Origin of the sequence: Streptomyces sp. NPDC049541, from assembly GCF_044465725.1 — a bacterium.
GTDB lineage: Bacteria > Actinomycetota > Actinomycetes > Streptomycetales > Streptomycetaceae > Streptomyces.
In genome coordinates, this window is sequence record NZ_JBITLY010000024.1 from 23,497 (window position 1) to 34,876 (window position 11,380).

The following is an 11,380-nucleotide window of genomic DNA, read 5'->3' on the forward strand; positions in this document are numbered from 1 at the left end:
CGGGCCGTGGCGTCGAGCCGCAGGGGAAGAGACCGTACTTCCTTCTACGTCACGCAACGGCGCGCGACAGGAGCCAGAGGACAATGCAGACCAAGCTGGACGAAGCCAAGGCCGAGCTGCTCGAGAGGGCCGCCCGGGTAGCTGAGAACAGCCCGGTCGGGGGGCATCTACCGACCGGGACGACGGACGGGAGCACCCCGGACCGGGACACCGTGCTCGCGTTCCTCCAGCGCTACTACCTGCACACCGCCCCGGAGGACCTCACCGGCCGCGACCCGGTCGACATCTTCGGAGCCGCGCTCTCGCACTACCGGCTGGCCGAGAATCGCCCCCAGGGCACGGCCAACGTGCGGGTCCACACCCCCACGGTGGAGGAGAACGGGTGGACGTGCAGCCACTCCGTGGTCGAGGTCGTCACCGACGACATGCCCTTCCTGGTCGACTCCGTCACCAATGAGCTGACGCGCCAGGGACGTGGGATCCACGTCGTCATCCACCCGCAGATCGTCGTCCGCCGGGATGTCACCGGCAAGCTCATCGAGGTGCTCAGAGTGCCGCCGGGCGGCGAACTGCCGCACGACGCGCACACCGAGTCCTGGATCCACGTCGAGATCGACCGCGAGACCGACCGTGGCGACCTCAAGCAGATCACCGCCGACCTGCTGCGTGTGCTGTCCGACGTCCGCGAGGCCGTCGAGGACTGGGACAAGATGCGGGACGCGGCGCTGCGCATGGCCGACGAACTGCCCGAGGAGCCCGTCGCCGCCGACCTGCGCGAGCAGGACATCGAGGAGGCCCGCGAGCTGCTGCGCTGGCTGTCCGCCGATCACTTCACCTTCCTCGGCTACCGCGAGTACCAGCTGCGTGAGGACGACTCGCTGGCCGCCGTGCCCGGCACCGGCCTCGGCATCCTGCGCTCCGACCCGCACCACGCCGGGGACGACAGCCACCCGGTGAGCCCCTCCTTCGAGCGGCTGCCCGCCGACGCGCGCGCCAAGGCCCGCGAGCACAAGCTCCTCGTCCTGACCAAGGCGAACAGCCGGGCCACCGTGCACCGGCCCTCGTACCTGGACTACATCGGCGTCAAGAAGTTCGACGCGGACGGCAACGTCGTCGGCGAGCGCCGCTTCCTCGGACTGTTCTCCTCCGCCGCCTACACCGAGTCGGTGCGCCGGGTCCCGGTCATCCGCCGCAAGGTCGAGGAGGTCCTGGAGCGCGCCGGCTTCTCGCCCAACAGCCACGACGGGCGTGACCTGCTGCAGATCCTGGAGACCTACCCGCGCGACGAGCTCTTCCAGACGCCGGCCAGCGAGCTGGAGTCCATCGCCACCTCCGTCCTGTATCTGCAGGAGCGCCGGCGGCTGCGCCTCTACCTGCGGCAGGACGAGTACGGGCGCTACTACTCCGCCCTCGTCTACCTCCCGCGCGACCGCTACACCACCGGTGTGCGCCTGAGGATCATCGACATCCTGAAGGAGGAACTCGGCGGCACCAGCGTCGACTTCACGGCGTGGAACACCGAGTCGATCCTGTCCCGGCTGCACTTCGTGGTGCGCGTCCCGCAGGGCACCGAGCTGCCGCAGCTGTCGGACGCCGACAAGGAGCGCATCGAGGCCCGCCTGGTGGAGGCCGCCCGCTCCTGGGCCGACGGCTTCGCCGAGGCGCTGAACGCCGAATGCGGCGAGGAGCGCGCCGCCGAACTGCTGCGCCGCTACAACAACGCCTTCCCCGAGGGCTACAAGGCCGACCACACCCCGCGTGCCGCGGTCGCGGACCTGGTCCACCTGGAGCAGCTCAGCGAGGCACAGGCCGACAGCGGGCAGGACTTCTCGCTGAGTCTGTACGAGCCCGTCGGCGCCGCCCCCGAGGAGCGCCGGTTCAAGATCTACCGCAAGGGCGAGGCGGTCTCCCTGTCCGCGGTGCTGCCTGCCCTCAGCCGGCTCGGTGTCGAGGTGACGGACGAGCGGCCGTACGAGCTGCGCTGCACCGACCGCACCACCGCGTGGATCTACGACTTCGGTCTGCGCATGCCCAGGTCGCAGAACGGCGGCGACTACCTCGGCGACGACGCCCGCGAGCGCTTCCAGGACGCCTTCGCCGCCACCTGGACCGGCAAGGCGGAGAACGATGGCTTCAACGCCCTGGTGCTCAGCGCCGGACTGACCTGGCGGCAGGCGATGGTGCTGCGGGCGTACGCCAAGTACCTGCGCCAGGCCGGTTCCACCTTCAGCCAGGACTACATGGAGGACACCCTCCGCAACAACGTCCACACCACCCGGCTTCTCGTCTCGCTGTTCGAGGCGCGGATGTCGCCGGACCGGCAGCGCGCCGGGCACGAGATCGTCGACGCGCTGCTGGAAGAGGTCGACGCGGCCCTCGACCAGGTGGCCTCCCTCGACGAGGACCGGATCCTGCGGTCCTTCCTGACCGTCATCAAGGCGACCCTGCGGACGAACTTCTTCCAGGAGGCGGCGGGCGGCAAGCCGCACGCGTACGTGTCCATGAAGTTCGACCCGCAGGCGATCCCCGATCTGCCGGCGCCGCGCCCGGCGTACGAGATCTGGGTGTACTCGCCGCGTGTCGAGGGCGTGCACCTGCGCTTCGGCAAGGTCGCCCGAGGCGGTCTGCGCTGGTCCGACCGGCGTGAGGACTTCCGCACCGAGATCCTCGGCCTGGTCAAGGCGCAGATGGTGAAGAACACCGTCATCGTGCCGGTCGGCGCCAAGGGCGGTTTCGTCGCCAAGCAGCTGCCGGACCCGGGCGTGGACCGGGACGCGTGGCTGGCCGAGGGCATCGCCAGCTACAAGACGTTCATCTCGGCGCTGCTCGACATCACCGACAACATGGTGGCCGGCGAGGTCGTGCCCCCGGCGGACGTCGTGCGGCACGACGAGGACGACACCTACCTCGTGGTCGCCGCCGACAAGGGCACCGCGACGTTCTCGGACATCGCCAACGGGGTCGCCCAGACGTACAACTTCTGGCTCGGTGACGCCTTCGCCTCCGGTGGCTCGGCCGGTTACGACCACAAGGGCATGGGCATCACCGCCCGCGGCGCCTGGGAGTCCGTCAAGCGGCACTTCCGGGAGCTGGGCGTCGACACGCAGAGCGAGGACTTCACCGTCGTCGGCATCGGCGACATGTCCGGTGACGTGTTCGGCAACGGCATGCTGCTGAGCGAGCACATCCGCCTGGTCGCCGCCTTCGACCACCGGCACATCTTCATCGACCCGAACCCGGTCGCGGAGACCTCGTACGCCGAGCGGCGCCGTATCTTCGAGCTGCCGCGCTCCAGTTGGGCCGACTACAACACCGAGCTCATCTCCGCGGGCGGTGGCGTGTTCCCGCGCACCGCCAAGGCCATCCAGCTCAACTCGCACATCCGCGAGGCCCTCGGCATCGAGGGCAAGGTCTCCAAGATGACCCCGGCCGACCTGATGAAGGCCATCCTCCAGGCCCCGGTGGACCTGCTGTGGAACGGCGGCATCGGTACCTATGTGAAGGCCAGCACGGAGAGCCACGCGGACGTCGGCGACAAGGCCAACGACCCGATCCGGGTCGACGGCGCCGACCTGCGCGTCAAGGTCGTCGGCGAAGGCGGCAACCTGGGGCTGACCCAGCTCGGCCGGATCGAGTTCGCACGGCACGGCGGCAAGATCAACACGGACGCGATCGACAACAGCGCGGGCGTGGACACCTCCGACCACGAGGTGAACATCAAGATCCTGCTCAACGGCCTGGTCGCCGACGGCGACATGACCGTCAAGCAGCGCAACAAGCTGCTCGCCGAGATGACCGACGAGGTCGGCGCGCTGGTCCTGCGCAACAACTACGCGCAGAACACGGCGCTCGCCAACGCCCTGGCCCAGTCCAAGGACATGCTCCACGCCCAGCAGCGGTTCATCCGCCACATGGTGCGCGAGGGACACCTCGACCGGGCGCTGGAGTTCCTGCCGACCGACCGCCAGATCCGCGAGCGCCTCAGCGCCGGCCAGGGCCTCACCGGCCCCGAGACGGCCGTCCTGCTGGCGTACACGAAGATCACGGTCGCCGAGGAGCTGCTGCACACCTCGCTGCCGGACGACCCGTATCTGCGCGGTCTGCTGCACGCGTACTTCCCGACGGCGCTGCGCGAGCAGTTCGCCGACCGCATCGACAGCCACCCGCTGCACCGCGAGATCACCACGACCGTCCTGGTCAACGACACGGTCAACACGGGCGGTACGACCTATCTGCACCGGCTGCGCGAGGAGACCGGCGCCTCCCTCGAGGAGATCGTGCGGGCGCAGACCGCGGCCCGGGCGATCTTCTGCTCGGCACCGGTGTGGGACGCGGTCGAGGGCCTGGACAACCGGGTCGAGGCCGCCGTCCAGACCCGTATCCGGCTGCACTCGCGCCGACTGGTGGAGCGCGGCACGCGCTGGCTGCTCAACAACCGGCCGCAGCCACTGCAGCTCGCCGAGACGGTCGACTTCTTCGCCGAGCGCGTGGAGCAGGTCTGGCAGCAGCTCACCAAGCTGCTGCGCGGCGCGGACCTCGAGTGGTGGCAGCAGATCCACGACGAGCTGACCGGCGCCGGCGTCCCGGACGAGCTCGCCACCCGCGTGGCCGGGTTCTCCTCCGCTTTCCCGGCGCTCGACATCGTCTCGGTGGCCGACCGCATGGGCAAGGAGCCGCTGGACGTCGCCGAGGTGTACTACGACCTCGCCGACCGTCTGCACATCACCCAGCTCATGGACCGCATCATCGAACTGCCGCGTGCCGACCGCTGGCAGTCCATGGCCCGCGCCTCCATCCGTGAGGACCTGTACGCGGCGCACGCGGCGCTCACCGCGGACGTCCTGGCGGTGGGCAACGGCACCTCGACTCCCGAGCAGCGCTTCAAGGCCTGGGAGGAGAAGAACGCGGCGATCCTGGGCCGGGCGCGCACGACGCTGGAGGAGATCCAGGGCTCGGAGACGTTCGACCTCGCCAACCTGTCGGTGGCGATGCGCACCATGCGCACCCTGCTGCGGACGCACTCGTAGCAGTCGGTACGAAAGCGAGGTGCCCCCGAGCCGGCCGGCTCGGGGGCACCTCGCTTCGGTGGCGGTGTTCAGGCGGCCTTCGGCTTGTCCGCGCCGCCGGTGAACTCCTCGTACGCCGCCATGACCTCCTCGGTCGGACCGTCCATGCGCAGTTCGCCGCGCTCCAGCCACAGCACGCGCTCGCAGGTGTCGCGGATGGACTTGTTGTTGTGGCTGACCAGGAACACCGTGCCCGCCTGCTGGCGCAGTTCACGGATGCGTCCCTCGGAGCGCTTCTGGAAGGACCGGTCGCCGGTGGCGAGCGCCTCGTCGATGAGGAGCACGTCGTGGTCCTTGGCGGCGGCGATGGAGAAGCGCAGCCGGGCGCCCATGCCGGAGGAGTACGTCCGCATGGGCAGGGTGATGAAGTCGCCCTTCTCGTTGATGCCGGAGAAGTCGACGATGCCCTCGTAGCGGTCCCTGATCTCCTCGCGGGACATGCCCATGGCGAGGCCGCCGAGGTAGACGTTCTTCTCGCCGGTCAGGTCGCCCATCAGGGCCGCGTTGACGCCGAGCAGGGAGGGCTGGCCGTCGGTGTAGATGTGGCCGTTCTCGACCGGCAGCAGGCCCGCGACCGCCTTCAGCAGGGTCGACTTGCCGGAGCCGTTGGTGCCGATCAGACCGACCGCCTCGCCCTTGTAGGCGACGAAGGACACGTTCTTGACGGCGTGCACCGTGCGGACGCCGGCCGCCTTCTCGGCCTGCCGACGGCGCAGCATGCGGTTGAGGGCGGCGGTCGCGGAGCCGCGCCCGGCGCCGGTGCCGTTGACCCGGTAGACGATGTCGACGCCGTCGGCGATGACGGTGGGGATGCGTTCGCTGGTGTGCTCAGCCACGGCCGTACGTCTCCTCAGCCTTCCAGAAGTAGATGAAGCCGCCGACCCCGGCGAGCAGCGCCCAGCCGGCCGCGAACGCCCACACGTGGGGCGGCAGCTGCTTGGCGTGGAAGCTGTCGATCAGGGCGTAGCGCATCAGGTCGATGTAGACGGCGGCGGGCTGGGTCTGCAGGGCGAGCGTCACTCCGTGGGGCATGTGGTCGCTCTTGGTCAGCTTGTCGATGCTCCACATGACGCCCGACACATACATCCAGGTGCGCAGCACGAACGGCATCAGCTGGGCGATGTCGGGGGTCTTCGCACCCAGTCGCGCCATGATCATGGAGACGCCGGTGTTGAAGGTGAACTGCAGTACCAGGGCGGGGATCGCGAGGAACCAGGAGAAGGCGGGGGGCACGCCGAAGGAGAGCAGGATCACGACGAGCGCGGCCATCGAGAACAGCAGCTGCTGCAGCTGCTGGAGGCAGAAGGAGATCGGCAGCGCGGCCCGCGGGAAGTGCAGCGCCCGGACCAGGCCGAGGTTGCCGGAGATCGCGCGGGTGCCCGCCATGATCGAGCTCTGCGTGAACGTCCAGATGAACACGCCCGTGACCAGGAACGGGATGTAGTCCGGCACGTGCCGCTTGGTGTTGAGCAGGACACCGAAGATGAAGTAGTACACCGCCGCGTTCAGCAGCGGGGTCATGACCTGCCAGACCTGGCCGAGCTTCGCCTGGGCGTACTGGGCGGTGAGCTTGGCCGTGGCGAACGCCGTGATGAAGTGCCGCCGGGCCCACAGCTGCCGCACGTACTCGGGCAGGGAGGGGCGGGCGCCGCTGACCGAGAGGCCGTGGCGGGCGGCGAGGGCCGCGAGGTCGTCGTCGGCCGGGGCCGGCGTCGGGGGCGGTGTGTCGAGGACCTGGCTCACATCCGCTGCTTTCACTCGGGGGAGGGGTGCTGGCGTCGTCCGGGCCCGTCGGCCGGACGGTCCGGTGTCCGGCGTTTCCTTACGTTTCTCTTCACGTTTTCTTACGTCGGGACGGGACCGTATCGTCGCAACGTGAGCGTAGGACACGTCGACGTCGGAACGCAACCGTTTCGTCGTAACGTGCTCGTCGAGCCGGGCCGTCACGACGCAACCGTTTCGTCGTAACGCCCCTATGCTGGTCCGCATGACGACGAACGCCGAGGAGCCCCAGACGCGTCCGCGCCGCCGGACCCCCGCGGGGGCGGCCGTACTGCGGGAGGACGTGACGGAAGCCATCCGTGCGGCCGTCTTCGAGGAGCTCGCGGCCGTCGGCTATGCGCGGATGTCCATCGAGGGGATCGCGCGCCGCGCGGGTGTCGGCAAGACCGCGGTCTACCGCCGCTGGCGCTCCAAGCTGCACCTGGTCCTCGACGTCGTCTCGGCGCTCGCGGTACTGGGCCTGCCGACGCCCGACACCGGCTCCCTGGAGGGTGATCTGCGGCTGCTCTACGAGGTCACCTCGCGCGCCTTGCGGCACCCGGTGGCCTCGCAGATCATCCCGGACCTGCAGGCCGAGGCGGCCCGCAACCCGGAGATCGCCGAGGCCGTGCAGAAGACGCTGCGTGAGGGGCAGGAAAGCGTGGCCCTCAAGATCATCCTGGCGGCGGCGCAGCGCGGTGAGGTCAGTGGCGGGCTGAACGAGGACCTGGCGCTCGACCTGATCTCGGGGCCCCTCTACTGGCGCTCGGTGGTGATCCGCAGCCCGAAGCTGCCGAAGGACTACCTGGCGGGACTGGCGCGGGCCACCGCGGAGGCCCTCAAGGCGCTGTGAGCTGCGGCCCTGACCGCCGGTGTCCGAAAGCGAGCCGCGGCCTGCGGTGACCGGAGTTGAGGCGGAACCGTGAGAGTCGTGATCGCCGAGGACGACGCCCTGCTGCTGACCTCCGCCGGACACGAGGTCGTGGCCGGCACCGGGCCCGAGGTCCTGCCCGCGCTCCTGGAGCACCGTCCCGACGCGGTGCTCTCGCAGTACGTCGAGGAGTCGTACGCCGCGAGCTGGCGGCCGGGGGTACGAGCGGGCTCGGCTATCTGATCGAGGACCGGGTGGGCCGGGTCGACGAGTTCCTCGACGCGCTGGAGCGGGTTGCCGCCGGCGTTACGGCGCTCGACCCCGATGTCGTCGCCGAACTCCTCATCTGCCGCAAGGACTCACCGCTCGACTCGCTCACGCCGCGCGAGCGGGAGGTGCTGGCGCTGATGGCCGAGGGCCGGCGGTCGTGTGTGTGGTGGCTGGTCGCGGTCGCGCGCCCAGCAGTCGATCGGCACAGCCCGTGCCTTCAGGGCGCGCACTCCCGCGCGGTGTTCAGTCCCGCGCCGCCTCCGGGTGGGTTCGTAGCCAGCCTTCCCAGGCTGATGTGATCATGTCCTGGACGTCGTGTTTGGACTTCCAGGCCAGTTCGGTGGTGGCGCGGTCTGCGGAGGCGACTACTCGGGCCGGGTCGCCCGGGCGGCGGGGGGTCGTCGTCGGGGGGCGGTTGTAGCCGGTGATGGCGTTGATGTGGTCGATCATTTCGCGGACCGAGACGCCCTCGCCGCGGCCGATGTTGAGGGTGAGGTGGCGGCCCGGCGAGGACTGGAGCGTGCGGGCGGCTGCCACGTGGGCTTCGGCCAGGTCGACGACGTGGATGTAGTCGCGGACGCAGGTTCCGTCAGGGGTTTCGTAGTCGTCGCCGAAGATGCGCGGGGGTTCGTCGTCCGTGAGCTTCTCGAAGACCATGGGGATCAGGTTGGAGACGCCCGTGTCCGCGAGTTCGGGGGTCGCGGCGCCCGCCACGTTGAAGTAGCGGAGGGAGGCGGTGGAGAGGCCCGTCGCGCGAGCCGTCGCGCTGACCAGCCATTCGCCGACCAGCTTCGTCTCGCCGTACGGCGACATGGGCCGACAGGGGGTCTCCTCCGTCACCAGGGGCTCGTCCGGCATGCCGTACACCGCCGCCGAGGACGAGAACACGAAGGACGGGACGCCGGCGCCGGTCACCCCCTCCAGGAGGACGCGCAGGCCCTCGACGTTCTCCCGGTAGTAGTGCAGCGGCAGGTCCATCGACTCGCCCACCTGCTTCTTCGCCGCCAGGTGGATGACCCCGCTGACGTCGTGGACCGCGAGGGCGCGTGCGACCCGCTCGCCGTCCAGCGTCGATCCCACCACCAGTTGCACGCCCCGCGGCACGCGCTCGGCGACGCCCGTCGAGAGGTCGTCGTAGACCACGGTCCGCTCGCCCGCCTCGATCATCGCCCGGACGACGTGCGCCCCGATGTATCCGGCGCCGCCGGTGATCAGCCAGGTCATGTGCGGCCGTCCCCTTCGTCAGTTGGCCCGTGGTGGTGCGGAGTCGGTGCAGCAGGCGGTGGAGTCCCGCCGGTACGTGCTAGGCGCCGGAGTGCTGTGGGAGGCGGCGGGTGACCGCGTCCGGTCCGGGCGCGGGTGCGGGCGTCACGGACGCCGGGCGGGTGGAGCGCCACAGCCGGACCAGGGAGAGCACGGCGGCCGCGGCGAGCAGCCCGTTGCGGGCGAGCATCAGCGCGCAGCCCGTCCAGGTGCAGGCCATGACCTGGCCGTACAGGGCCGGGTAGGCGACGGCACTGAGCGCGGTCGCGGCCAGCACCAGGGCGGCCACGGGGCGCTGCACGGTGTGCCGCGAGGTCAGGCACACGGCGGCCAGGCCGAGCAGCCAGATCATGTACTGCGGGCTGATCACCCTGCTGGTGACGGTGAAGAGCAGGACGGCGCTCAGCGCGGCGTCGTACGGCGTCGCGGGCGTCCAGCGCCGGGCCCGCAGCCGCCACAGGAGCAGCAGTGCGAAGGCGACCGCTGTGAGCGCGAGGGAGAGGTGCGCGACGGTCCGCACGTGCGGGCCGGTGAACTCCATGGCGCCGTACTGGTAGCGCACCTTCCCCGGCCACCCGGCGTGTGTCGCGAAGGCGAGCGCCGTACCGCCGAGCGACTCGATCTGCACACCCCGCCCGCCCTGCTGGCGCAGGAAGGCGAAGGGGTTGGCGAACAGCGCCGCGAGGACCGCGAGCGACCCCGCCCCGGTGACGGCGGCCCACGCCCACGCCGAACGCGTCGTACGCCCCCTCGGCGTGCCCAGCAGCACCAGCGCCGGCCACACCTTCACCAGGGCGCCGAGCGCCGCGAACACCCCGCACGCGCGCGTGGAGCGCGGCAACGTCAACAGAGAGATGACGGCGAAGGCCGTGACCTGCACGTCGTAGCGGGCGAGCGGGACGTGCAGGAGAAGCGGGAGGCCGCCCACCCACAGCGCCGCCCCGAGGAGCCTGCGGCCGGGGCGGTTGCCCGCGACGGCCAGCGCCAGCGTGATCCCCGCGTCGGCGGCGAGGGTGAGCGCGACGAACGCCTGGAAATAGGTCAGGCCCGGCAGCAGCGCGGGCGACAGCAGCACCGCGCCGGCCCCGGGCGGGTACTGCCACAGCGGGTCGTGGGCGGGAAAGGCGCCGTGCGCGAGGGTGCCGTACCAGTCGTGGTACAGGTGCCACACCTCCCGTGCGACCGAGCCCCCGCCCAGCCGGGGCGCCGCGTCGTGGGCGAGCAGCCACAGCATCAGGGCCCGGGTGGCGAGCCAGGCGGCGGCGAGGGCGAGGAGCCGGCGCTTTCCGGCGGTGGACATCACGGCTTTCGTCACGGCGTTCATCACGGCGGATCGTAAGCCGGGCGTATGGTGTATGCCTGCTAATACACCGTCAATGCTCGGTAAGAGCCTCTTCACGGGAGAAAATCAGCCGTGTGCTGAGCGAGGACGCGGGGCGGGCGAACCGTCGGTGGGTGCGTGCGGAGATCGTGGCCGTGGCGGTTCCCGCCGTCGTCATACTCGCGATCGGCCTGTGGGGACTCGACCGCGGCGGCATGTGGGGCGACGAGAGCGTCACCTTCCTGGTCGGGCGGCGCACGGTGCCGCAGATCTGGCAGCTGCTGCACGGTCTGGACGCCGTGCACGGCCTCTACTACCTGTTCATGCACGTCGTCCTCGCCGTCCACCCCGGTGAGGTCGTCCTCCGGCTGCCGTCCGTGCTCGGGGCCGCCGCGGCCGCCGGTCTGGTCGCGGCGCTCGGGGTACGGCTGGTCCGTCCGCGGGTCGGGCTGTGGGCCGGGCTGCTGTACGCCATCACCCCGATGACCGGCCACTACGCCCAGGAAGGTCGCTCGTACGCACTTGTCGCGGCGGGCGTGGCGGCGGCGACACTGCTGCTGGTGCGCGCGGTGGAGGGGCGCTCGCGGCACGGTTGGCGCTGGTACGGCGGTGTCCTCGCCATGACCTGTGTGCTGCACGAACTGGTCGTCCTGGTGCTGTGCGCGCATGCGCTGACGCTGGCGCTCATGCGGGTGCCGAAGCGGGTGTGGCTGGGCTGGGGGCGGGCGGCGGGACTGGTGGGGGTCCTTCTGCTGCCCTTGGTGTGGGTGTCGCACGAGCAGGCGGGGCAGGTGGGCTGGCTGGTGACACCCGGGTGGGACCAGGCGG

7 protein-coding genes and 1 pseudogene are annotated in these 11,380 nt (G+C 70.6%); 4 read left to right on the forward strand and 4 right to left on the reverse strand.

Going from position 1 to position 11,380, the window contains the following annotated elements; genetic code table 11:
- Window positions 1-83 precede the first annotated feature (83 nt).
- Window positions 84-5,027, forward strand: a complete 4,944-nt coding sequence (locus tag ACIBW9_RS42325; RefSeq protein WP_398964156.1) for an NAD-glutamate dehydrogenase — start codon at window positions 84-86, stop codon at window positions 5,025-5,027.
- 68 nt (window positions 5,028-5,095) lie between these two features.
- Here ACIBW9_RS42325 and ACIBW9_RS42330 read toward each other — a convergent pair whose 3' ends face one another.
- Both ACIBW9_RS42330 and ACIBW9_RS42335 read right to left on the reverse strand, forming a co-directional pair.
- The gene (locus tag ACIBW9_RS42330; protein ID WP_398964159.1) at window positions 5,096-5,902 is read right to left on the reverse strand and encodes an ABC transporter ATP-binding protein; all 807 of its coding nucleotides are present in this window, start codon (window positions 5,900-5,902) and stop codon (window positions 5,096-5,098) included.
- Complete coding sequence (locus ACIBW9_RS42335; RefSeq protein ID WP_398964161.1) at window positions 5,895-6,809, reverse strand: ABC transporter permease; 915 nt, start codon at window positions 6,807-6,809, stop codon at window positions 5,895-5,897. Before ACIBW9_RS42335 ends, ACIBW9_RS42330 begins: the two co-directional genes overlap by 8 nt.
- A 244-nt stretch (window positions 6,810-7,053) precedes the next feature.
- Here ACIBW9_RS42335 and ACIBW9_RS42340 point away from each other — a divergent pair, with 244 nt between their 5' ends.
- Window positions 7,054-7,680, forward strand: coding sequence for a TetR/AcrR family transcriptional regulator (locus tag ACIBW9_RS42340; RefSeq protein ID WP_398964164.1), 627 nt, complete (start codon window positions 7,054-7,056; stop codon window positions 7,678-7,680).
- 69 nt (window positions 7,681-7,749) lie between these two features.
- A pseudogene (locus tag ACIBW9_RS42345) lies at window positions 7,750-8,267 on the forward strand (hypothetical protein).
- Here ACIBW9_RS42345 and galE read toward each other — a convergent pair.
- Window positions 8,212-9,192 (reverse strand): UDP-glucose 4-epimerase GalE, encoded by a 981-nt coding sequence (gene galE / locus ACIBW9_RS42350; protein ID WP_398964167.1) that lies wholly within the window; start codon window positions 9,190-9,192, stop codon window positions 8,212-8,214. The pseudogene ACIBW9_RS42345 and the gene galE sit on opposite strands and share 56 nt — an antisense overlap.
- A 79-nt stretch (window positions 9,193-9,271) precedes the next feature.
- Window positions 9,272-10,555 (reverse strand): glycosyltransferase 87 family protein, encoded by a 1,284-nt coding sequence (locus tag ACIBW9_RS42355; protein ID WP_398964169.1) that lies wholly within the window; start codon window positions 10,553-10,555, stop codon window positions 9,272-9,274.
- A 212-nt stretch (window positions 10,556-10,767) separates the two neighbouring features.
- On the opposite strand from ACIBW9_RS42355, the gene ACIBW9_RS42360 reads away from it, so the two are divergent.
- Window positions 10,768-11,380, forward strand: a 613-nt coding sequence (locus ACIBW9_RS42360) for a glycosyltransferase family 39 protein (protein WP_398964172.1), incomplete at its 3' end; no start/stop codon positions are given.